Raw genomic sequence first — 23,587 nt, 5'->3', positions numbered from 1 at the left:
TCGTTTGCCAACGGTTTTTTCTTTATTTTAATTTTTCTAACGCTTTTTCAGGGACTTCTTTTTCTGTCACTTCATTCCAACTAATCACGCCTTTACGGGGATTGACTTTCAATTTTAGATAGGCTTTCATACGCAACGGTTGATCACGATATTCGTTTAATTCTATGGTCTTTTCTTCGCCATTTTTATTAAACGCGGGTTGTTGATAATAATACATGGTCATCGGTTCACTAGTAGCGGATTTTTCATCTTTCTTTTCACCAGATGTTGTGATTTGTGTATAATAGGCTTCTCCGCCGTAATAGTAATTATAAACGCCCCAGCTACCACCGGCTAAAATGACTAAGGGGATTAATATTTTTAGTAATGTTTTCATTTTCCTCACCTCAAGGAATAGTATGCCTTTTTTTTAGGAAATTTGCCATATTTTTTTCCGTTAATTGAGTGACACTTTTGTTAGTTTTGGTACTTTCTTGAAAAATTCATCATTTTTTTAAACAAAAGACAACGTTTGTCGCTCCCTTTTTTTCACTATCATGCTACAATAAAGAAAAAAAGATGGAGGTAGAGGACAATGATGCCCTTTTATTTTGGAATCGATCCAACCTATATATTGGTAATTATCGGAATTGCGATTTCTGGTGCGGCCTCCGCATATGTTAACAGTACCTTTCGTAAATATGATCAAGTACGAAGTAGTAAACATGTTACAGGCACGCAGGCAGCACAGTATATTTTACAAAAAGAACAAATTAATGATGTCGGAGTTCAGCAAATCGCTGGCGATCTAACTGACAATTATAATTCTGGAAACAAAATGTTGAGTTTATCTGAAGCAACTGCTCAATCGACATCGGTCGCGGCTATTGGCGTGGCAGCTCATGAATGTGGACATGCGGTACAAGATCATACGAACTATGTGCCTTTACGTCTTCGTGCAGCCATTGTTCCAGTTGCCAACATCGGTTCAACCATTTCCTTTCCACTAATTTTGATTGGTGTTTTATTTAGTTGGAATCAAACGTTAATCAATATTGGAATTTTGGCTTTTTCATTAGCCTTGATTTTTCAATTGGTGACTTTACCGGTGGAGTTTAATGCGTCGAGACGTGCGTTAAGTATTCTTTCTGAAGGTGGTTTATTAACTGAAGAAGAAGTACCAATGGCCAGAAAAGTTCTTTTTGCAGCTGCACTTACCTACGTAGCAGCAGCGCTTTCGACCTTTTTACAACTTTTACGTTTGGTTATTTTATTTGGTGGCAACAACCGACGGGACTAAGTGCTAGCAAAGGTCTTTCTATTACGCATAAAAGTAATAATATGTTATGATTAAAGTAGAAAATAACAGAGGAGCTGAAGGAAATGAAAGCATCAACAAAAATTGGTATCGGTTTAAGCATTGCTGCAGTTGCAAGTGTCTCCGTTGCAGTCATCGCTTCTGAAAAAATTATTAAGAAGGTATCTCATGTTTCCAATCGTTATAAAGTTAAAAAGTTTGTAGACGATAAATTTGATGGAAACCAAAAATTATTATCGATTGTCGATGATTTATCCGATGATGAATTAGATTCTGTTTTAAATGTTGTCGATCGTGTGAAAGATGGCGGTTCAAAATTAGCTGAATATGGCGAAAAAGTTAAAGACAATACAGATTCTTTAAAAGAACGTTTTTTCACATTTATTGAAGATGCAATGAAGTAAAAAAGATGGCCTAGGCCATCTTTTTTTTATAAAAATAATTCTTTTGTTTCGACATAATAGCCTCTACCACCAACTAGAACTTGATCAATTGTCTTTTGGGGTGTAGTGTTCAAACGCACTAAGACTTCTGAAGGAGCGTTTAAGTTATCACCTTGGGTAAAGGTATAATTTGATTTTTGCAAAATATGGTGATGGTGAAGATAACAAGCTAACGCGCCATTTGATGTACCAGTAGCGGCTTCTTCATCAATGTCATAAAGGGGCGCAAAATTTCTACAATTAATATTTTCCTCAGACAAAGCAAAAAGATGCATCCCAATAACTCCATACTTTTGGCTAAGTAACTTAATTTTTTCAAAGTTTGGTTGTAAATCGTGTAATGATTGCGCATTTTTAATGGGAACCAAAATATCTTTTAGTCCCGTTGACACAATCTGGATAGGAAAAGCTGTTGTCACTGCGTTTAAATCAAAGCAGCCGCTCAATTCTTCTAAAGTGAGCGTATCATAAAAAGTTGGGACAGTTTGTTCCATAAATAGTTGTTCATTGTTCGCCGTGATTGCGAGCAAACCGCTGTTGGTTTCGATTGTATATTCTGTTTGCAATAATCTATTTAAGTGCTTCATGATGGTGAAAGCACCAATTGTCGCGTGGCCACATAAGTCGACTTCTTCTTTTGGTGTAAAATATTCAAGGCGAAAATCAGCAATCTTTGAGTCTGAAACAAAAGCAGTTTCCGCAAATCCTAGTTCTTTGGCGATGGCCATTTTTTGGGTTCTCGTTAATGGCTGTGTTATAAAAACAACGCCTGCTTTGTTGCCACCTTCGTGGTTTTTACTAAATGCACTAGCGACATATGCGGTAATTTTCATTGGAATGCCTACTTTCTAATTGGGAATAAAAACATACAGTAGAAAAATGGACGTGCTACTTTCTTAATAACAAATAACAAAAGATTAAATCATCTATTTTTTTTAAAGATAAGCCAGTTTGTTCAAAAAACTTTTCCAACCGATAGTGTAAAGTATTTCGATGCATAAATAAATCTTTTGCAGTGGAGCTGATATTGCCTTGATTTTTCCACAAAGCGCTGATGATTGGCTGAATATCGGTGTCTTTATTTAATAAACGACGATAATACTCAACAAGTACATTTTGGCTCATGGCTTCCTTGGTAAAATAGTGGAGGGCGACATCGGTTAAACTAAAAACAGTCGTCCGACTAGAGGAATTAAGTTCTTCTGAAAAAATACGTTGTTCTTCATGGAAACAACGGCGAAGAATATCTTCAGAGGAATAAAAATTACCAACAAAGACAGCACTAGCGCAATCAAAGTCTGTATCTAATGTTAAAAAGATTCCTTGAATTTCTTCTTGTTGAAAGGTATTTTTTGACTGTTCTTCAACTAAAATATACATATTATTGCTTGGACTGAAACAATCAACAGTATCTGGAAACATCTTCGTTAAATTAAATTGCCATTCAGCTTGTAATTCTTTTGTGATATTCGTTTGAATTTGCAACATACGAAAGGTCCCTTCGATAGGTAATTTTGCTTGTTGAAATAAGTAACTGAACCAAGGATGGTTACCAGTTATTGTTGGATTTTCAGAAACAGGAAAAAGCGCTTCCAACAAATGCTGTTCTTTAATACTTAAAAAAGCTTTATTCACAATGAAAAATTGGTCGTCAACAGGAATTGAATAGGCGGCTTCGGAACCAATTGTCTTTGATAAATAGCCTTTAGGATAAAGCTGAGATAAATTTTCAATAATCATAGACACACCTCACTGATTTATTGTACCATGAAGCAAGACAGAAGTTTAGTGGGAAAAAGCCGAAAGGTGGAAATTAATTGGGAAAAAAAGAAACAACGTTAACACAAGAAGAAAAAGAATTTTTTATGCGAGAAGCCATTGCAGAGGCGAAAAAAGCAGAAGGTTTGGCTGAGGTGCCTATTGGAGCTGTAATTGTTCGGCAAGGGGAAATTATTGGCCGCGGGCATAATCTAAGAGAAGCACGTCAAGAAGCAACGGCGCATGCAGAAATGTATGCAATCCAAGAAGCGTGTCGCGGGATAGAAAATTGGCGTCTAGAAGAAACCCAATTATTTGTAACTTTAGAGCCTTGTCCAATGTGTAGTGGGGCGATGCTTTTAGCACGAATTCCAGAAGTTTATTATGGCGCAACCGATCCTAAAGCAGGCACTGCTGGCACATTGATGAATTTATTAGAAGATGAACGCTTCAATCATGTGGCCTATGTCGAAGCAGGAGTCTTAGAAGAAGAGTGTCGCTTATTATTAGTTCAGTTCTTTAAAAAGTTACGGGCAAAGAAAAAAGAAGAGAAACTTTTAAAAAATCAAAAGAAAGACTAGTCAAAAGAATAAAAATACGTTATACTAGGTTTTGCCGAAAGGCTAGGACAATGGCGGGCTAGTGAATTGTGTCAGATCCGGAAGGAAGCAGCACTAAGCAAGTGCCGCCATGTGTCTGATTGAATAAGGAACGTATCAAGGCTGAGAAGCCTTTTTTTATTTGAAATAAAAAGAAGCAAGCCGTTATTTTTTACGGCTTGCTTCTTTTTAAATTTATGCCCAATCGCCATTTCTGAAAACTGGAACAATCGTCCCGTCTTCTTTGATACCATCAATATTCATTTTGTCAGATCCTACCATAAAGTCCACGTGTGTTTGGCTACGATTTAAACCAGCTTCAGCTAATTCTTCTTCGCTCATCTCAGTGCCGCCTTGTAAGTTGAACGCATAGGCGGAACCAAAGGCTAAATGATTAGAGGCATTTTCATCAAACAATGTATTATAAAAAATCAAACCGGATTGTGAAATTGGTGAAGGATCTGGCACTAAAGCAACTTCTCCTAAGTGTTTGGCACCTTCATCAATAGCTAATAGATTTTTCAATGCTTCTTCGCCTTGTTCAGCTGAGAAGTCAACAACTTTGCCATCTTTAAATGTAAATTTCATTCCCGAAATGATTGTGCCAGCATAACTTAGTGGTTTTGTACTAGAGACATAGCCATCAACGCGGCGACTATCTGGGGCAGTGAAAACTTCTTCTGTTGGCATATTAGCCATGAATTCTTCCCCACGTGCGTTATAACTACCAGCGCCTTCCCATAAATGGTTTTTAGGTAAGCCAATCGTTAAATCTGTCCCAGGAGCTGTGTAGTGTAAAGCAGTAAATTGTTGTTCGTTTAATTCAGCCGCTTTTTCTTGTAATTTTTTATCATGAATATCCCAAGCAATGACTGGGTTTTCTTCGTAAATTCGTGTTGTTTTGAAAATTTCATTCCAAAGTGCATCGACTTGTTCTTCACTTGTTGCTAATTCTGGAAAGACTTTAGCTGCCCAGCCTTCACTAGCAGCAGCTACAACAGTCCAACTTACTTTGTTGGCTTGTGTTGCTTTTCGTAGGTTGACCAATGCTTTCCCATTAGCCGCTTGGAAAGTAGCTACACGTTGTGCATCCACGCCAGCTAATGCATCAGGATTAGAAGAAACCACGCTAATTCGGCTTGCGCCTTTAGCAATCCAATCGTCGGTTTGATCAATTTTATATTGAGGAACATTTTCAATACGATCAGTTGCAGCATGAGCTAAAAATTCACGTTGAATGGTTTCGTCGCTCCATTGAACAATTACTTCGGCAGCGCCTAAGCGATAAGCTTCTTCCGTAATTAAGCGGGCAAGGGGCGCTTGATCGACACTGATTTGTAAAACAACCGTATGATTGTCCTGAACATTGACACCCGTTTCAGCAATTAAACGTGCATATTTCTTTAGATTTTCATTAAAATTCTCTAAGGTCATTCGTGATTCCTCCTTCATTTTGATGGGTAATGACTGCTCATATCATAACACGGAAGAGCAGGTAACTCAACGAAATAACGCCTTTATCAACTGTTATTTTAAGTCGGGGTAAAAGTTGTCGTGCTCCCGCTCAGTGAACTTTTGTACAAAGAGTTGTTCTAATTTTGCATAATAGAAAAATCGTGTTACAATAACCATAAGCATTTATTTGGAAGCGTTGTATATGAATGAATAAAGGGGATAGGGAATTATGGCAAGAAAAAAAACCATTACGAAAGAGCAGATTTTAACAGCTGCCTATGAAGTAGTCGCCACTGAAGGATTTTCGAAGTTCACTGCACGTAATATTGCTAATAAAATGAAATGTTCCACCCAACCGATTTATTTGGAATTTAAAAACATGGATGATTTACGCGATGCTTTATTCCAAAAAATTCATAAATACTTAGCGAAAGAAGTATTTCCAGTAAAACATACCGGGAATACAATTGTTGATTTGGCTTTAAACTATATTCATTTTGCGACAAGTGAAAGTAAGTTATACCGTGCGCTTTATTTAGAAGAATATGGTGGCGGCAAAAAAATGCAAGAATTCTCTTATCACTATTTTACTGAAGCGGTAAAAGCTGATCCTGAGTATGCTAATTTAAATGATGTTCAAATTGACTCTTTACACATGGGAACATGGGTGGTCGCAACTGGTGTGGCTGCATTGATGACTTCTGGAATTATCCATCCTTCAGAAGAACAAATCATTCATTTAATGAAAGATAGTATTGAAGCAATTCTTGAACGAGATGAACCAATTGATATTGATTTATAAAAATTAAAAAAAGTGTAACCTCATGCTGATAACTTCTGTGAGGTTACAACAAAAGGCTGTTTCTTAAAAGAACGGTCTTTTTTGTTAAGTGTATTAATGGTAGATTATTCGCAACCATGCTACAGTAAAGAGGAGAAATAGAAAGGAGAAAAAATATGAACATATTAAAAGATAAGCGTTTATGGATAAGTATTGTAGGAATTACTGGGCTAGGACTCTTGTCGGGCTTATTTTCAGTAAATGCGAGAGAATATTATCAAGCGTTGAGATTACCAAGCTTTGCTCCGCCAGGCTGGTTATTTGGACCGATGTGGTTGGTATTGTATATTTTTATGGGCATTACTTTTTATTTCATCTTAATTCATCCAAATAAACAACAGAAAAAACGGATGATTACGCTCTTTATTTTACAATTTATTGCGAACTTTTTCTGGACATTTTTCTTTTTCTCTTTACAAAATAATTTAGTATCTGTGATTGATATCTCTTTGTTATGGCTATTATTAATAGTTCAACAGTGGGACTACTTGCGTTATAAATTAATAACGCGTGGTTGGTTGATGATTCCTTATATTCTATGGGTTACTTTTGCGGCAGCTTTAAATTACAGTATTTTATTTTTAAATTAGGAATATCAAAACACCAGAGAAAAAATGGTTATTTCCATTTTTCTCTGGTGTTTTTGATTTATTTCAACGTAGTTATTCTGCGGCCGTTGCTAATTTTTTCGCAAATTCTTCTAAACGTTGGATATCGTCTTCTTCGGCGGCTAAATCAACTTTAACGCTGTCGGCGCCTTTTTTTGCCCCAATTTGAGTAAAGACTGCTTCGAAGTCGTCCACCGATTTACAAAAATCATCATAAAACGTGTCTCCGGAACCACAAACGCCGAAGATTTTTCCTGATAAATCAATCTCTTGTAAGTCTTCATAGAAATCGACAATTTCATCAGGTAAATCGCCATCACCGTACGTATATGTAGCCACTACACAGATATCGGCATCTTCAAAATCAGTGGCATCGACTTGCGTACACTCATCAATTTCGACCTCTAATTCTAAATCTTCAAATGCTTCTGCAACAATGTCGGCAATTTCTTCTGTATTCCCAGTCATGCTTGCATACACAATTTTTGCTAACGTCATAAACTTTCTTCCCCCTCATACAATTCTGTCACTTATTATAGCAGATGCGTATTTCTTATAAAAGACTAGCGAGTGCTTTTATTACGGGACTTTTTGAAAATTGGTGTTTGAACAATCTTTTTTGCAAAAAATGTGATAAAATAATTTGAATGAAACAAGTTTAGGAGAGATAGTATGATTACATTAAAATCACCACGAGAAATTGAAATGATGGATGAATCTGGCGAATTATTAGCGGATGTTCATCGTCATTTACGGACGTTTATTAAACCTGGTATTACAAGCTGGGATATTGAAGTATTTGTGAGAGACTTTATTGAAAGTCATGGCGGCGTGGCGGCTCAAATTGGCTATGAAGGCTACAAATATGCTACTTGTTGTAGTATCAACGACGAAATCTGTCACGGATTTCCTCGTAAAAAAGTATTAAAAGATGGCGACCTAATCAAAGTAGATATGTGTGTCGACTTAAAAGGTGCAATCTCTGATTCATGTTGGTCTTATGTCGTAGGTGAATCAACACCTGAAATTGACCGTTTGATGGAAGTAACCAAAAAAGCGCTATATCTTGGGATTGAACAAGCACAAGTAGGAAATAGAATTGGCGACATTGGTCATGCAATTCAAACGTATGTAGAAGGGGAAGGCTACGGGGTTGTGCGCGACTTTGTAGGCCATGGCATTGGCCCAACTATCCATGAAAGTCCAATGATCCCTCACTATGGTGAAGCAGGTAAAGGACTACGTTTAAAAGAAGGAATGGTTATTACCATTGAGCCAATGGTTAACACAGGAACTTGGCGTATGAAAATGGACCCAAATGGTTGGACTGCTTATACTGAAGATGGTGGTCTAAGTTGTCAATATGAACATTCATTAGCGATTACGAAAGAAGGTCCAAGAATCTTAACGTCACAAGGCGAAGAATTGACTTATTAATAAGGAGCGTGTGTGATGAAGTTTCTCGACAACATCAAAAAGAATCAATCTTTGATGCGTTTTATTGAGACAACGCAAAGTCACATGGTCACAGCCGAAATAGGCAACAGCTCAGTGGTTGTTGCCTATTATTTATTACTTTCGCTGTTTCCATTACTGATTGCGGTAGGTAATGTTTTACCTTATTTAAGAATTGACCCTAATTCTGTGTTACCTTATATTGCGGAGGCCATTCCCAAAGATGTTTACAAGAACTTAGAGCCAGCGATTCGTTCGCTGTTGACTCAGCGTTCAGGTGGTTTACTTTCTGTTTCCGCTTTAGCGGCATTTTGGAGTGCCAGCCAAAGTATTAATGCACTACAAAACGCGATGAATAAAGCCTTTGGTGTCGAACAAAGGAAAAACTTTATTCTCGTAAGAGTGGTCTCATTTTTAGTTATTTTGTTATTTATGGTAGCGATTGTTGGTGTAGTAGTAATTTTAGGTCTGGGTCAGTACATTATTGAATTACTGCAACCAATTTTCCATTACTCAACATCTGTGATCGATACTTTCCAAGCGTTAAAATGGCCGTTAACGACCGTTGTTTTATTAGTGATTATGTGTTTGATTTATGCGGTCGTTCCTAATCGGAAATTATCGTTACGTTCTATTTTGCCAGGGGCTATTTTTTCGACAGTCGGTTGGATGCTATTATCACAAATTTTTGGTTTGTACGTAAAATATTTTAGTTCTAGAATCGCAAGTTATCAAATCATCGGGAGTTTTATCATCTTGATGTTATGGTTGAATTTTGCTGCCACGATTATTATTTTAGGAGCAATTGTCAACGCTGTCGTTGATGAATACTTATCTGGAGATAAAGAAAAAAAACAACCAAGTTTTGAACAACGCTTGTTTAGATGGTTTAAAAAGAAAAAATAAATGGATTTCTTTAAAAAAGTCTAAACCGTTGCCAGAACACATGTTTCAGCTTGTAAATGCTTCAGTTTACGGTATAATATACCCTGAACGAGAAGAAAGTGGGTTCGACTATGTCACTATTTATTTATGAAGTTTTGATACGTTTATTTATGACATTTATCTTATCTTTGCTATTAACACCACTTGTTAAGCTTCTAGCGTTTCGGATTGGCGCCTATGATGCACCAGGAGAGCGACGAATCAATACCAAAAATATGCCTACAGCAGGAGGACTTGCAATCTACATTGCTTTTGCTAGTTCATGTTTATTGATTTTTCGTTCGATTATTCCACAAGATTATATTTGGCCGATTATTTTGGCTGGTGGAATGGTTGTTTTGACAGGCCTCATTGATGATATTAAAGAGATTACTCCAATGAAAAAAACAATCGGTATTTTGTTAGCAGCATTAGTTATTTATTTTGTTGCTGGAATTCGGATAGATTTTGTGACGTTGCCAGTTGTTGGAATGATTGATTTACGCTGGTTTAGTTTACCACTAACTTTATTGTGGATTTTAGCGATTACGAATGCAGTAAATTTAATTGATGGTTTGGATGGTTTAGCATCAGGCGTATCCATTATTGGATTAACCACGATTGGTATTACAGGGTATTTTTTCCTACATGCTAAAACGGTCTATATTCCAATTGTTATTTTTATTTTAGTTGCGAGCATTGCGGGATTTTTCCCATACAATTTTTATCCGGCTAAAATATTTCTAGGAGATACCGGGGCGTTATTCCTCGGGTTTATGATTGCAGTAATGTCGTTACAGGGCTTGAAAAATGCTACGTTTATTACGGTAATTACGCCAATGGTGATTTTAGGTGTGCCAATTACGGATACGGTTTATGCAATTATTCGACGGCTATTGAACAAGAAGCCCATTTCCTCAGCAGATAAAATGCATTTGCATCACCGCTTGTTATCTTTAGGTTTTACCCATAAAGGGGCGGTCATGACTATTTATGCGTTAGCGTTAGTTTTTTCCTTTGTCTCTTTATTGTTCAGCTATTCAAGTACAGTAGCATCAATTTTATTAATTGTCTTTTGTTTAATTGGCTTAGAACTATTCATTGAACTAATCGGTCTAGTTGGCGAAGGGCATCAACCGTTGATGTATTTGTTACGGATTTTAGGGAATCGTGAATATCGTCAGGAGCAAATGAAAAAGCGACTTGGCAAGCACTCTAAGAGAAAGTAAAGAAATCTTTAGGTTGCTTTGCGAGAGCGTAAACCTATGATATAATTCCATTAAACTTAAAAAAGTATATGTGTGAAACATATGCTTTTTTTTTAAGACGATGTTTCAGTAGTAAGGAGAAATGAGCATGCAAGAAATGGTAACAATCTCGATTGTCACTTATAATAGTCGTTACATTTTTAATGTACTAGACCAATTAAAAGCCGAACTAGGTACTGATAGTATCTATGATATTCATATCTATGACAATCATTCTGAAACAGCGTATCTTGAAAAATTAACAACATATGAACCATTTATTACTATCCATCGCGCTGAAGAAAATCAAGGGTTTGGTCATGGTCATAATCAAGTGTTATTCAATGCTTCGACAAAGTATGCAATTATTTTTAATCCCGATGTTTTGGTTACTAAAGACGTGCTTGATCGTCTATTAGACCGTATCAAAATAGATAAGAACATTGCAGTCGTTAGCCCTAAAGTGTTAAATGAAGATGGCACGACGCAATATTTAGTTCGTCAAAAATTAGATGTCTTCGATTATATGTTACGTTTTATTCCCTTTCAATTTGTAAAGAAAATTTTTGATAAACGTTTGAGTATTTATGAATGTCGCGATTTGTCGGATACAGAAACAACGGATATTAAAATGGGCTCAGGCTGTTTTATGTTGATTGATCGTGAAAAATTCGTTGAAATTGGTGGGTTCGATGAACGTTTCTTCATGTACTTTGAAGACAACGATTTATGTTTACGTTTTGGCAAAGCAGGCTATCGGATTCTCTATACGCCTTTTGAAACGGTTGTTCACATGTATGAAAAGGGCGCCCATAAAAGTCGGAAATTGTTTAAAATCTTTATGCAATCAATGGGGAAATTTTTTAACAAATGGGGCTGGAGGTTCTTTTAATGAGTCAAAGATTAGCGGTAGTCATCGTCTTATATCAAATGAAAATGGCTGATACGCCGAATTATTTGTTATTAAAAGAAGTGGTAAATCATCCCGAATTGCACTTATTTATTTATGACAACAGCCCACTTCCTCAAGAAGATGCATTATTTTTACAACAAAATGTTACTTATCGACATAATCCTGATAATCCAGGCCTAGCGACCGCTTATAATGAAGCGATTGCTTTTAGTCAAGCGAATCAATGTGAATTATTGTTGCTCCTTGACCAAGACACAGAAGTGCCAGCCTCTTATTTTGATACGTTGATTATCATGCCGTTAGATCCGACTGTGGCAGTCTATGTTCCAATTGTAGAAGCAAATGGACAACAAATTTCGCCAGTATATAGTGATCAATATGTTGGACTTAAAGGAGCAAAGCCAACAGCAGGGATAGCCAACCAACCGTTGATGGCTATCAATTCTGGTACAGTCATTACGGCAGAAACACTGCGCTGGTTGGAAGGATTTTCGGAAGAATTTCCTTTGGACTATTTAGATCATTGGTTCTTTTATCAATTGAATCAAGCCAATAAAAAGATTGAAGTCTTACCAATCCACCTAAAACAAGAATTGTCTGTTTTAGATTATCGTACAATGAGTCCTCAACGTTATCGCTCTATTATTGAAGCAGAAACGTTATTTTATCGTCGATATGATCAAGAAAAGTTTTCCCATCATCGACGCCATTTATTTTTACGCAGTAGTAAGCAATTTTTAACTGTCAAAAATCGCCAAATTTGGCGGCAAACATTGGCAGAATTTCTCAAGTTAATGAAAGGATAATCTATGATCTCAGTTTGTATTGCGACATATAATGGAGAAAAATATCTCGCGGAACAATTAGATAGTATTCTTTTACAAGTCAGTGAAGAAGATGAACTAATTATTTCAGATGATGGTTCTACTGATCATACGTTGGAAATTTTGAGGACGTATGCAGCGAATTATCCCCAAATTCAATTGTTACAAGGTCCAGGGCAAGGAGTGATTGCTAATTTTGCATTTGCGCTTACGCATACGAAAGGCGAAGTGATATTTTTAGCAGATCAAGATGATGTTTGGTTGCCAAATAAAGTAACGACGGTGACAGAATATTTTGAAACGCACCCTGACATCCAAGTGGTTATTAGTGACTTGAAAATTGTTGATGCGGATTTACAAGTTACCAATCCCTCTTATTTTAAGTTTCGAAAAGTCAAACCAGGGTTTTGGCGAAATGCAATAAAAAGTGGCTATATTGGGGCAGGTATGGCCTTTCGTCAAGAGATGAAAAACGTCATTTTACCCATTCCGCCAGAAGTTCCGATGCATGATATGTGGATTGGCTTATTAGCTGCACGGAAGAAGCAAACGGGTCTCATTAAAGAACCATTAGTGCTTTACCGAAGACATGGAGCGAACGTCAGCCCCATTATTACCAAAACAAGTTTCCGCCAAAAATTAAATTGGCGTGTGAATTTATTAAAAGCTTTACATCAGCGTTTAAAGGAACAGCGCTAAACTTTTACAGATTTGTAAAATTTACGTAAAAAACATGACAAACCCTATGCTTAATGCGATAATAGGGAAGGATATTTGGTTTTATAGAAACTAAAAATAGAAGTATTTAAGGAGATTGTTCATGAAAGGAATTATTTTAGCAGGCGGAAGCGGGACACGCTTATATCCGTTAACAAAAGCAACATCAAAACAATTAATGCCAATTTACGACAAACCAATGATTTATTACCCAATGTCAACGTTAATGTTGGCGGGAATTAATGAAATTTTGATTATCTCTACACCAGAAGATACACCACGTTTTGAAAGTTTATTCGGCGATGGCCATGATTTAGGCATTCATATCGAATACGCGGTGCAAGAAAGCCCAGATGGTTTGGCGCAAGCATTTATTATTGGTGAAGATTTCATTGGTGATGATAGTGTCTGCTTAGTTTTAGGGGACAATATTTATTATGGTGGCGGCTTATCAAAAATGTTGCAACGAGCGGCTTCTAAAGAGTCAGGGGCAACAGTCTTTGGTTACCATGTAAATGATCCAGAGCGTTTCGGCGTGGTAGAATTTGATGAAGAGATGCGGGCACTTTCTATTGAAGAAAAACCAGCACAACCGAAGTCAAATTACGCAGTGACAGGTTTGTATTTTTACGACAATGAAGTGGTTGAAATTGCGAAAGGGATCAAACCGTCAGAACGTGGGGAATTAGAAATAACAGACGTTAATAAAGTCTACCTTGAAAAAAATAAACTTTCTGTTGAGGTCATGGGCCGTGGCTTTGCTTGGTTAGATACAGGCACACACGAATCCTTGTTAGAAGCGTCAACATTTATTGAAACAATTGAAAAACGTCAAAATTTAAAAGTCGCTTGTTTGGAAGAAATTGCTTATCGAATGGGCTATATTACAAAAGAACAATTGGTAGAATTGGCACAACCATTGAAGAAAAATGGCTACGGCCAATACTTGCTACGTTTAGCAGCAGAATAGGAGCGAAGAAACGTGAAAGTTATTGATACAAAATTACAAGATGTCAAAATTATCGAAATGGATGTTTTCGGTGATCATCGTGGCTTTTTTACAGAAAGTTATTCCAAAGCTAAATTTGCAGAACATGGTTTAGACTTTGACTTTGTCCAAGATAATCATTCATTATCAACAGAAGCGGGTGTCTTGCGTGGGTTGCACTTTCAAAAAGGCGAAGCTGCGCAAACAAAACTAATTCGCGTTGTAACTGGTGCGGTATTAGATGTGATTGTTGATATTCGTAAAGGGAGTCCAACCTATGGTCAATGGGAAGGCTACATTTTATCAGAACATAATCACCGTCAGCTTTTAGTACCAAAAGGTTTTGCTCATGGCTTTGTCACCTTGACACCGAACGTGAACTTTATGTACAAGTGTGATAATTACTACAATGCAGCAGCGGACGGCGGTATTGCTTTTAACGATCCAGAGTTAGCTATTGATTGGCCAATTGCGCCAGAAAAAGCGATTACGTCGGAAAAGGATCAAAAACATCCAACCTTAAAAGAATTTGAAGCGGAAAATCCGTTTATCTATGGCGAAATTTAAGAAAAAAGTAGGAGAGTTTCAATTATGAAAAAAATCATCGTAACAGGTGGAGCTGGTTTTATCGGCTCAAATTTTGTTCATTATGTTGTAAAGAATCATCCAGAAGTTCATGTAACTGTGTTAGATAAGTTAACGTATGCAGGAAATGAAAAAAATCTTGAAGGTCTACCGAGTGATCGTGTGGAATTAGTCGTAGGAGATATTGCTGATGCTGAATTAGTTAATCGTTTAGTCGCTGAAACAGATGCGGTCGTTCACTATGCTGCTGAATCGCATAACGACAACTCATTAAACGACCCATTCCCATTTGTTCAAACCAATCTGATTGGGACATACACATTGATTGAAGCTTGCCGTAAAAATAATGTCCGTTACCACCATGTATCGACTGATGAAGTTTATGGCGATTTACCTTTAAGAGAAGATTTACCAGGACATGGAGAAGGCGAAGGGGAAAAATTCACTGCCGAAACGCCTTACAATCCTTCAAGCCCTTATTCTTCAACGAAAGCAGGATCTGACTTGTTAGTCAAAGCGTGGGTTCGTTCTTTCAACTTACAAGCAACAATTTCAAATTGTTCAAATAACTATGGTCCATATCAACATATTGAAAAATTTATTCCTCGTCAAATTACCAATGTTTTAAGTGGTATTACACCAAAACTTTATGGTGCTGGCAAAAATGTTCGTGACTGGATTCATACAAACGACCATTCTTCGGCTGTTTGGGCAATTTTATCAAAAGGGCAAATTGGCGAAACGTATTTAATCGGAGCCGATGGTGAAGAAGACAATAAAACAGTGATGGAATTAATTTTAGAATTAATGGGACAACCTGTTGACGCCTATGAACATGTCAATGATCGTGCAGGACATGATTTACGTTATGCGATTGATTCAACCAGATTACGCGAAGAATTAGGTTGGGAACCAGAATTCACGAATTTCCGTGAAGGCTTGGCAGCAACAATCAAGTGGTATACAGAAAATGAAGACTGGTGGCGTGCAGATAAAGAAGCTGTTGAAGCGAAATATGCACAAAATGGTCAGTAAATTTTCTGACATGCGAGATAAAAGTCGAAAGGCGATGGCAAAGTACAAAGCTACTTTGCCCTGCCTTTTTTTCAAGAAGGAGCGAAAAAAATGATTTTAATTACTGGTGGAAATGGCCAATTGGGTACAGAATTACGTCACCTATTAGACGAACAAGGAATTGAGTATGTCTCAACTGATTCCACAGAATTAGATATTACTGATGCTGATAGTACGTTGGCAAAAGTGCAAGAAATTCAACCAAGCGTCATTTATCATTGTGCTGCCTATACAGCTGTTGATAAAGCAGAAGACGAAGGCAAGGAATTAGATGAAAAAGTGAATGTAGATGGCACACGTCATGTCGCAGAAGCTGCTAAAGCAGTAGGGGCAACGCTTGTTTATGTAAGTACAGATTATATTTTTGATGGAACTAAAAAAGAAGGCGTCTATGCGACCGATGATCAACCGAACCCTTTAAATGAGTATGGTCGGACGAAGTTATTAGGTGAACAAGCGGTACAAGAAATCTTGGACGACTATTATATTATTCGAACATCGTGGGTATTTGGCCAATACGGTCATAACTTTGTCTTTACCATGCAAAAATTAGCGGAAACAAGAGACCAACTAACGGTAGTGGACGATCAGTTTGGCCGTCCAACTTGGACAAGAACGTTAGCTGAATTTATGGCATTTGTTATTGCAGAAAAAGTGCCATTTGGTGTTTACCATTTGTCTAATGAAAACAGCTGTAGCTGGTATCAGTTTGCTAAAGAAATTTTAAAAGATACTGAAGTGGAAGTACTGCCAGTGGATTCAACTCAATTTCCACAAAAGGCGCAAAGACCACAATATTCTGTCATGGATTTAAGTAAAACAGAAGCGTTAGGCTTTAAAATTCCTACTTGGCAAGAAGCCTTAGCACAAATGTTAGAAAATGTTCAACAATAAATTGCTTTGTGTAAGTGAGGGGTTTTGTTAGAGAAAAAGTGGAAAGGTGTTTCTCTTTATGAAGGTACTTTTAATCATTCCTGCTTACAATGAGGAAGAAAACATTTTGCGGACGATTGCTTCCATTGAAACATTTAAACAGGAAGTTACGCATTTTCAACATGAATTGGATTATGTGGTAATTAATGATGGCTCGACAGATGGAACCAAACAAATTTTAGAAGTCAACCAAATTAATGCCATTCATTTAGTGTTGAATTTAGGTATTGGCGGGGCGGTACAGACCGGCTATAAATATGCCTTAGAAAATGAGTATGATGTGGCGGTTCAGTTTGATGGCGATGGTCAGCATGATATCAATAGTTTACCTGTTTTACTGGAACCATTAGCAGAGGATAAATGTGATTTTTCGATTGGCTCTCGTTTCATTCCTGGAAACGAAGCGGCTTTTCAAAGTACGAAAATGCGCCGTTTTGGTATTCGTTTGTTATCCTTTTGTATTCGAATGGCTTCTGGTAAAACAATTTATGATGTGACTTCTGGTTATCGAGCAGGAAATCGGAAAGTGATTGCTTTTTTTGCAAAGCGTTATCCGACAAATTATCCTGAGCCAGAATCGATTGTTCACTTAATTAAAAAACGTTTTGTGATTGTTGAAAGACCTGTCAATATGATGGAACGGCTTGGTGGTGTTTCTTCGATTCGTGCCTTGGCTTCTGTGAAGTATATGCTGGAAGTCGGCTCAGCAATTCTGATTGCTGCCTTTATGAAGGAGGGAGATTAATGCTACCAACCGTGTTATGGCTAGCTTTATTTTTATTTGCGATTGGTTTTTTCTTGTACATTATTCGCGGGATTAATAAAAATATTTTTCTCCTAAAAAATGCTTTGATTTGGTTATTAATCTCAGTTGTCTTAATTATTTTTGCTATTTTCCCGCATGTGGCAGAATGGTTAGCAATGGCCTTGGGGTTTGAAACAACGTCAAACTTCTTATTATCTGTTGCAGTGATTGTCCTTTTAATTATGGAAATTAAAAATTCTGTGTTGATTTCAAAACACGAAAATCGCATCAAAACATTATTGCAAGAATTATCTATCATGAAATCTGAAGAAAATAAAAAAGATCGCTAATGTGTAGTGACCCTTAAAAGTTGGACCTGAAAGTCTAATATTTAAGGGTCAGCTCAATGAATAGCGATCTTTTTTATTTAAGATTCATAATCACAATACCGACAATAATAACCACAGCACCAATAAGGGCATTCGTTGTGATCGTCTCTTTTAGAATCAAATTTGAAGCAATTAAAATAGCAATGTTTGTACAGGCAACGCCTAAAGGAACAATGTAAGAAACATCGGAACGACTAATAATTAACATCCATAAAATAAAACTAATTAAATAACAAAATAAACCTAATAAAGAAATAAGTGAGATATTCATTGAAAAGATTGTTTGTTGGAGTTGGATGTTCAAACTGCTAGAACCTAGTTTAAATAAGACCAGACCAGCAGAAGACAGAAATACGTAAATAATAAAAAGAACCATAATTTCCCTTCTCTCAAAAATAGTTTCCGTGCAAAAAAATGCAAGACCTCCATTATTGTAGCATAATCTCCCAAAAATTGGACAAGATTTTTTAATATAGCGAAATCAATTAAATTTTTCTTTATAAAAAGGGGTCTACTATTGAAAAGCTAGGCGTTTATCGATAAAATAGAAATGTTGTTTAAAATGGCATTTTTGTATCCAAAAATTTTAGTTAAAAATAGTTTATTACGGAAGGAATAAGTATATGTTTAAAGAAACATTTTCAATTTTCAAGAATATTTTTCAGAACAAAAAATTGTTATTACAATTTTCATTTAATGATTTTAAAGCCAAGTATGCTGGTTCAGCACTAGGAATTGTCTGGGCGTTTTTAACGCCATTAGTAACTGTTTTGACGTATTGGTTTGTCTTTTCTGTGGGCCTTCGTTCTAGAGCTGGCAACAATATGCCGTTCATTGTCTATTTAGTAACAGGGATGGTGCCTTGGTTCTTCTTTTCAGATTCGTTATTATCAGCCACGAATGTGTTTCGTGAATATAGTTACTTAGTTAAAAAAGTCGTGTTTAATGTACAGATTTTACCGACGTCTAAAATTTTATCGAACTTGTACACCCACTTGTTTTTCATTCTAATTGGTTTTGTGATTACTACAGCTAACGGTTATTATCCAAGTCTGTACAGTTTACAATTAATTTACTACTTAGCTTGTTTATTAGTCTTTTTAACAGCAATTACGTGGATTACTGCTTCAACACAACCATTTTTACCTGATATTATGCAATTTATCAATATCATTATGCAAACAGTTATGTGGACATTGCCAATTTTATGGCAACCAACTGGAATGATTGCGACAATCTTAAAAATCAATCCATTATATTATATTGTTCAAGGATACCGCGAATCTTATTTAGGCGGTGCATGGTTCTGGGAACATTGGCAATATAGCTTATATTTCTGGGGAGTTACTATTGTTTTACTATTAATTGGCTCAACCGTGTTTAGACGCTTAAAACCACATTTTTCAGATGTACTATAAGGAGAGAACGACATGTCAGAATATGCAATTGATATCCAACATATTACCAAAACATACAACATGTATAAAAAACCGTCCGATCGGTTTAAAGAAGCGCTTAGTCCAACCCAAAAATCCTACCACGATTTGTTTTATGCATTAGACGATGTCACGATGCAAATTAAAAAAGGCGAGATGATTGGTTTTGTCGGTGAAAATGGCTCTGGAAAATCAACCATGTTAAAAATTATTACTGGAGTGCTAACACCAACCTCCGGGTCAATGGTCATTAATGGTAAAATTTCAGCGTTGCTTGAATTAGGTTCAGGTTTTAACCCTGAATATTCAGGATATGAAAATATTTTCTTAAACGGAATGGTCCTAGGTTTTTCCCGAGAAGAGATGGAAGAGCGTGTCCAAGATGTCATTGATTTTGCTGACATCGGCGATCATTTGTATCAACCAGTTAAAACGTACTCTAGTGGTATGTTTGTCCGCTTGGCTTTTGCGGTAGCCATTAACGTGGATCCAGATATTTTAATTGTCGACGAAGCGTTGGCTGTCGGGGATTTAGAATTTCAATTAAAATGTATGGAAAAATTTACAGAAATTAAAAATTCTGGTAAAACAATTTTATTTGTTTCTCACGATGTAAACTCCATCCGTCGTTTTTGTGACAGAACTTTTTGGTTGCAACACGGGAAAGTCGTTGAATATGGTGATACGATGGATGTGACTACCAATTACGAAAACTTTTTGAAAAAGAAATCAATTAAAACAGTTGACCGCGAAGCGACCATGAAGGATGAAACTCCAACGCCAGATATTATTGAAGTGGATCATGCGGAACTTTTAAACGCGGATTATGAACCATTAGAAATGGTAACACAAGATGAAAAAGTGATTGTAAAAATTGAATATACTGTCAAAAACGACCAAATTAAGAAGCCTGTTTGTGGGGTCGCTATTCGAACAGTGGACAATCATTATGTCTGTGGCTTAAATACGTTGTTAGATGACGTGCAAATTCCTTGGAAAAAAGGACGGAATGTTTTTTATTTAGAATATGAAAAAATGTCATTATTAACAGGTGAATATTATTTTGATATTGCTTTCTTTGAGGAACATGCAACAGTCCCATTAGTCTACAAAACAAAATACGTGACGATGTTTATTACCGGTCGTTATGCCGGAGAAGGAATTGTCATCTTAGATCATAAATGGAAGGATACGACAAAAGATGAAGTATGATTTTGAAATGGAAACAGACGAGAGTACCAGTGTTGGGAAAATCGTAGCACAAATCAAAGAAAATAGTGATGTTTTGGAATTCGGTCCAGGGAATGGGCGGATGACTAGCTATTTGATGGAAGAAAAAAAGTGCCAGGTCTCAATTGTTGAATTAGACAAAGAACTTTATGATCATGTCAGTCAATTTTCAACAGATGCCTTTTATGGCAATATTGATGAAAATGATTGGGTCGAATACTTTGCTGGTAAGACGTTTGATTATATCGTTTTTGCGGATGTGTTGGAACATTTAATGAATCCTCAAAGCGCCTTAGCAAAAGTCAAACCATTTTTAAAACCAGGCGGTCAAATCTTAATCACTTTCCCTAATTTGGCACATAATTCGGTCTTAATTAATTTATTTAATAATCGTTTAACCTGGAATGAAACTGGGCTGTTGGATGCTACGCATAAATCATTCTATTTACAAGAAGGATTTGAAAAAGTTTTTGCAGAAGTTGGATTATACATTGCCAAAGAAGATTTTACATTTAATCAAGTGGGCTACAACGAAATTCCTACGACGTATGAAGAGTTACCTGTAGAAGTACAAGCAGCTTTTAAAGCGCGTCCCTTTGGCGAAGTGTATCAGTACTTTTTTGCTTTGACTGCTGAACCAGTAGAAGAGCCAGAGCGAGTAACACCGATAAATTCATACAATGAAAAAAATGTTCATATTTTGATTAATTGTGGCGAAGAAAAAGAAACCGAGTTGGATCAACCAGTTGATCTACAAAATCCTGAAACAAAACAGTTCCAACTGAAGATACCAGAAGACGCCCAACTGATAAAATTATTCCCAAGTTTAACGGGGACAATTATCAAATTATCCATGACGATAGATGGCGAGACAGTCCCAGTCGCAGCAACAAATGCTTTTCTGGTACAAGAGAATATCTATTATTTCTTAGATACGCAAGTACCTGTAATTGAAGTAACCGATGCCCAAATAGCAGGCAAAGACCTGACGGTAGCCATTGATTATTTCTTTGAAGGCAACTATTCAGAACGTGAAAATACCTTTATTCATGCATTGTTAGATGAAAGAAATCAATTTTTAGAAGAAATGAATAAACAGACGGAGACTGCCCCTATGCCTACTGGAAAATATAAACGAATCACATTAACTAAATTTGATAAAATGATTAATTTGACCATTGATGATATTGCTCGCGATGTAGAAAATAACGTTTCTGTTATTAGAGGGTGGGCGTATGACAAACAAACAAATTATCCGCTAAGATTCGGCATTGCAGAAGCCAGTGAATCAGTCACTTATACGGTGGAAACAGAATATCGTCGTGATGTTATCGATATGTTCGAATTAGAAGGCGATCAAGATTATGGGTTTGTCATTACGATTAAAGATCCAGAAGATTTACCAGCCTACACGTTAAACATTGACACCAAATCAGGACAGAAGGTTCAATACATGGTGGAGCGTCCAAACATGGTTCAACCAGGTACGAAATTTGATCGAGCATGGCGTTCGATTCAAACACGTGGTTTGATGGGCTCTGTGAAGTGGTACTTTAAACGACAAGAAAAAGCAGAAGCCCCTGTTGACGTGGAGGCAGTTTTAGCGGAAATCAAAACGTTCCAATTTCAGCCTAAAATTTCTGTCGCTGTGCCTGTTTATAATGTCGAAGAAAAATGGCTTGCAGCGTGCGTCTCTTCTTTACAAAATCAGTACTATGAAAACTGGGAGTTATGTTTAGCAGATGATGCATCGCCAAGCGAACACATTAAGCCCATGCTAGAAAAATATAAAGAACTAGATCAACGGATTAAAGTTATTTATCGCGAAGAAAACGGACATATTTCAGAAGCAACTAACTCAGCTTTGTCGATTGCTACTGGCGATTTTGTTGGTTTCATGGATAACGATGATGAATTAGCGCCACAAGCATTATATGAAGTGGTCAAAGCTTTAAACACAGACCCAACGATTGATTTTCTTTATACTGATGAAGATAAAATTACAGAAAATGGTCGTCGCTTCAACGCGTTTTACAAATCGGACTGGAATCCAGAATTGATTTTAAATCATAATTACATTACACACTTTGTTGTTGTGAAACGTGATTTATTAGAAAAAGTAGGCGGATTGAACTCAGCATATAACGGCGCTCAAGACTATGATTTCGTATTACGAGCAACGGAACAAGCAACGAAAATCAAGCATATTCCTGGTATGATGTATCATTGGCGTGCCATTGAATCATCGACTGCTCTAAACCCTGAAAGCAAAGGTTATGCCTATGTAGCTGGTCAAAAAGCGGTCCAAGCGGCAACGGAACGCCGTGGCTTAAAAGCACAAGTAGAGATTGCCGAATTTTATGGTTCCTATAAAATTAACTATCTTTATGATCATGTGCCGATGGTATCATTGATTATTACGAATGATACAGAGAATATGAGTAGTTACTTACGTCAATTATTAGAAAAAACTGCCTATACAAATTATGAAATTCTATTGCCTGCACGCTTCGAGAATCAAATAAATATCCAAAATGACCGTCTTCGTTATGTTTCAACAGAAACTCGTCATGGCATGATTCAAGCTGCTAAGGGAGAATATGTGGCTTTATTAAATGCTGGATTGGTACCAACGAAAAATGATTGGTTAAAAGAGTTAATGAACATTGGTCAACAAGAGACCTCTGGTTTAGTGACTGGCCGCGTAGTTGATGCACGCTATCGCGTGGAAACGGTGGGAGTATCAGTTGATACAGACAAAGGTCGATTACTTTATCCTGAAAAAGGCACCCCTGGTAAAAGCTTAGGTTACTATTACAGAATTGCTTTACCAAGAAATATTCAAGCAGCAACTGAAGACTGCTTACTATTCAACAAGCAACTTTACCTAAATTTAGAAGGAATTAACGAAAGCTTAGGAAAAGAGTGGATGGGTGTCGATTTATCGTTACAATTTGCTAGCGTTGGTAAACGAAATGTATATGTGTCCTATGCAATTTTAAAAGCAGACGAAAAAATGCAAAACCATGATAAAAAAGGATCTTATAAAGAACTTGCGGAAAAATGGACCGCGGAAACTTTAGCTGATCCCTACCGAAATCCGAAACATCTATAAGGAGAATGCAC

26 protein-coding genes and 1 other RNA gene are annotated in these 23,587 nt (G+C 36.7%); 21 read left to right on the top strand and 6 right to left on the bottom strand.

What is annotated here, in order from left to right:
• Nucleotides 1-22 precede the first annotated feature (22 nt).
• Nucleotides 23-376 (bottom strand): YxeA family protein, encoded by a 354-nt coding sequence (locus tag IGI87_RS09215; RefSeq protein ID WP_104853712.1) that lies wholly within the window; start codon nt 374-376, stop codon nt 23-25.
• Between the two features lie 198 nt (nt 377-574).
• On the opposite strand from IGI87_RS09215, the gene IGI87_RS09210 reads away from it, so the two are divergent.
• On the top strand, nt 575-1,279 hold the full coding sequence (locus tag IGI87_RS09210; RefSeq protein WP_002384290.1) for a zinc metallopeptidase: 705 nt from the start codon (nt 575-577) through the stop codon (nt 1,277-1,279).
• Nucleotides 1,280-1,362: 83 nt separating this feature from the next.
• Nucleotides 1,363-1,701, top strand: a complete 339-nt coding sequence (locus IGI87_RS09205) for a hypothetical protein (RefSeq protein WP_002356871.1) — start codon at nt 1,363-1,365, stop codon at nt 1,699-1,701.
• Between the two features lie 26 nt (nt 1,702-1,727).
• Here the strand turns inward: IGI87_RS09205 and IGI87_RS09200 are convergent, their stop codons facing one another.
• Both IGI87_RS09200 and IGI87_RS09195 read right to left on the bottom strand, forming a co-directional pair.
• Nucleotides 1,728-2,573 carry a PhzF family phenazine biosynthesis protein gene (locus IGI87_RS09200; protein ID WP_438736771.1) on the bottom strand — a complete coding sequence of 282 codons (846 nt, stop codon included), beginning with the start codon at nt 2,571-2,573 and terminating at the stop codon, nt 1,728-1,730.
• A 55-nt stretch (nt 2,574-2,628) separates the two neighbouring features.
• Entirely contained in the window at nt 2,629-3,480 is an 852-nt protein-coding gene (locus IGI87_RS09195; RefSeq protein ID WP_438736769.1) for a PucR family transcriptional regulator, read from the bottom strand.
• 77 nt (nt 3,481-3,557) lie between these two features.
• On the opposite strand from IGI87_RS09195, the gene tadA reads away from it, so the two are divergent.
• Together tadA and ffs are read left to right on the top strand one after the other, a co-directional pair.
• A complete protein-coding gene (tadA, locus tag IGI87_RS09190; protein WP_002362126.1) occupies nt 3,558-4,079 on the top strand; it encodes a tRNA adenosine(34) deaminase TadA in 522 nt (173 codons plus the stop codon).
• 39 nt (nt 4,080-4,118) lie between these two features.
• Nucleotides 4,119-4,205, top strand: an RNA gene (ffs, locus tag IGI87_RS09185) — signal recognition particle sRNA small type.
• 87 nt (nt 4,206-4,292) lie between these two features.
• Here the strand turns inward: ffs and IGI87_RS09180 are convergent.
• Nucleotides 4,293-5,531, bottom strand: coding sequence for an aminopeptidase (locus IGI87_RS09180; RefSeq protein ID WP_010817478.1), 1,239 nt, complete (start codon nt 5,529-5,531; stop codon nt 4,293-4,295).
• A 250-nt stretch (nt 5,532-5,781) separates the two neighbouring features.
• On the opposite strand from IGI87_RS09180, the gene IGI87_RS09175 reads away from it, so the two are divergent.
• Together IGI87_RS09175 and IGI87_RS09170 are read left to right on the top strand one after the other, a co-directional pair.
• Nucleotides 5,782-6,354 (top strand): TetR/AcrR family transcriptional regulator, encoded by a 573-nt coding sequence (locus IGI87_RS09175; RefSeq protein ID WP_002356883.1) that lies wholly within the window; start codon nt 5,782-5,784, stop codon nt 6,352-6,354.
• A 155-nt stretch (nt 6,355-6,509) separates the two neighbouring features.
• A complete protein-coding gene (locus IGI87_RS09170; protein ID WP_104853717.1) occupies nt 6,510-6,983 on the top strand; it encodes a TspO/MBR family protein in 474 nt (157 codons plus the stop codon).
• Nucleotides 6,984-7,055: 72 nt separating this feature from the next.
• On the opposite strand, the gene IGI87_RS09165 is transcribed toward IGI87_RS09170, so the two are convergent.
• The gene (locus IGI87_RS09165) at nt 7,056-7,499 is read right to left on the bottom strand and encodes a flavodoxin (protein ID WP_104853718.1); all 444 of its coding nucleotides are present in this window, start codon (nt 7,497-7,499) and stop codon (nt 7,056-7,058) included.
• A 174-nt stretch (nt 7,500-7,673) separates the two neighbouring features.
• On the opposite strand from IGI87_RS09165, the gene map reads away from it, so the two are divergent.
• From map to IGI87_RS09105, 12 genes are all read left to right on the top strand, one after another.
• Nucleotides 7,674-8,438, top strand: a complete 765-nt coding sequence (gene map, locus IGI87_RS09160) for a type I methionyl aminopeptidase (RefSeq protein WP_002356886.1) — start codon at nt 7,674-7,676, stop codon at nt 8,436-8,438.
• Nucleotides 8,439-8,453: 15 nt separating this feature from the next.
• Nucleotides 8,454-9,362, top strand: a complete 909-nt coding sequence (locus IGI87_RS09155) for a YihY/virulence factor BrkB family protein (RefSeq protein WP_002383768.1) — start codon at nt 8,454-8,456, stop codon at nt 9,360-9,362.
• A 110-nt stretch (nt 9,363-9,472) separates the two neighbouring features.
• Complete coding sequence (locus IGI87_RS09150; protein WP_002366956.1) at nt 9,473-10,609, top strand: MraY family glycosyltransferase; 1,137 nt, start codon at nt 9,473-9,475, stop codon at nt 10,607-10,609.
• A 121-nt stretch (nt 10,610-10,730) separates the two neighbouring features.
• Entirely contained in the window at nt 10,731-11,519 is a 789-nt protein-coding gene (locus IGI87_RS09145; RefSeq protein WP_002359892.1) for a glycosyltransferase family 2 protein, read from the top strand.
• Nucleotides 11,519-12,346, top strand: coding sequence for a glycosyltransferase (locus tag IGI87_RS09140; protein WP_070416117.1), 828 nt, complete (start codon nt 11,519-11,521; stop codon nt 12,344-12,346). The genes IGI87_RS09145 and IGI87_RS09140 overlap by 1 nt, the downstream gene beginning before the upstream one ends.
• Before the next feature lie 3 nt (nt 12,347-12,349).
• Nucleotides 12,350-13,063, top strand: a complete 714-nt coding sequence (locus IGI87_RS09135) for a glycosyltransferase family 2 protein (protein ID WP_438736766.1) — start codon at nt 12,350-12,352, stop codon at nt 13,061-13,063.
• Between the two features lie 121 nt (nt 13,064-13,184).
• Nucleotides 13,185-14,051 (top strand): glucose-1-phosphate thymidylyltransferase RfbA, encoded by an 867-nt coding sequence (gene rfbA / locus IGI87_RS09130; RefSeq protein ID WP_104853725.1) that lies wholly within the window; start codon nt 13,185-13,187, stop codon nt 14,049-14,051.
• 12 nt (nt 14,052-14,063) lie between these two features.
• Complete coding sequence (rfbC, locus tag IGI87_RS09125; protein ID WP_104853726.1) at nt 14,064-14,636, top strand: dTDP-4-dehydrorhamnose 3,5-epimerase; 573 nt, start codon at nt 14,064-14,066, stop codon at nt 14,634-14,636.
• A gap of 24 nt (nt 14,637-14,660) precedes the next feature.
• A complete protein-coding gene (rfbB, locus tag IGI87_RS09120) occupies nt 14,661-15,689 on the top strand; it encodes a dTDP-glucose 4,6-dehydratase (protein ID WP_438736764.1) in 1,029 nt (342 codons plus the stop codon).
• Between the two features lie 90 nt (nt 15,690-15,779).
• Nucleotides 15,780-16,622 carry a dTDP-4-dehydrorhamnose reductase gene (gene rfbD, locus IGI87_RS09115; RefSeq protein ID WP_438736762.1) on the top strand — a complete coding sequence of 281 codons (843 nt, stop codon included), beginning with the start codon at nt 15,780-15,782 and terminating at the stop codon, nt 16,620-16,622.
• A gap of 58 nt (nt 16,623-16,680) precedes the next feature.
• Nucleotides 16,681-17,406: a glycosyltransferase family 2 protein gene (locus IGI87_RS09110; RefSeq protein ID WP_438736760.1), complete on the top strand. Its 726-nt coding sequence runs from the start codon at nt 16,681-16,683 to the stop codon at nt 17,404-17,406.
• Nucleotides 17,406-17,756: a DUF2304 domain-containing protein gene (locus IGI87_RS09105; protein WP_438736758.1), complete on the top strand. Its 351-nt coding sequence runs from the start codon at nt 17,406-17,408 to the stop codon at nt 17,754-17,756. Before IGI87_RS09110 ends, IGI87_RS09105 begins: the two co-directional genes overlap by 1 nt.
• A gap of 73 nt (nt 17,757-17,829) precedes the next feature.
• Here IGI87_RS09105 and IGI87_RS09100 read toward each other — a convergent pair whose 3' ends face one another.
• Complete coding sequence (locus IGI87_RS09100) at nt 17,830-18,171, bottom strand: EamA family transporter (protein WP_002356899.1); 342 nt, start codon at nt 18,169-18,171, stop codon at nt 17,830-17,832.
• Between the two features lie 247 nt (nt 18,172-18,418).
• Here IGI87_RS09100 and IGI87_RS09095 point away from each other — a divergent pair, with 247 nt between their 5' ends.
• The 3 genes from IGI87_RS09095 to IGI87_RS09085 are packed head-to-tail and all read left to right on the top strand — an operon-like array spanning nt 18,419 to nt 23,576.
• Nucleotides 18,419-19,213: an ABC transporter permease gene (locus IGI87_RS09095; protein WP_192384268.1), complete on the top strand. Its 795-nt coding sequence runs from the start codon at nt 18,419-18,421 to the stop codon at nt 19,211-19,213.
• A 12-nt stretch (nt 19,214-19,225) separates the two neighbouring features.
• Entirely contained in the window at nt 19,226-20,443 is a 1,218-nt protein-coding gene (locus IGI87_RS09090; protein ID WP_438736755.1) for an ABC transporter ATP-binding protein, read from the top strand.
• Entirely contained in the window at nt 20,433-23,576 is a 3,144-nt protein-coding gene (locus tag IGI87_RS09085) for a glycosyltransferase (RefSeq protein WP_438736753.1), read from the top strand. Before IGI87_RS09090 ends, IGI87_RS09085 begins: the two co-directional genes overlap by 11 nt.
• The last annotated feature ends 11 nt before the right edge of the window (nt 23,577-23,587 follow it).

The sequence above is a fragment of the Enterococcus sp. DIV1444a genome, assembly GCF_051712125.1.
Lineage (GTDB): Bacteria > Bacillota > Bacilli > Lactobacillales > Enterococcaceae > Enterococcus > Enterococcus faecalis.
The sequence above is the reverse complement of the archived record's forward strand: the minus strand, read 5'-3'. Positions and strand labels throughout refer to the sequence as shown.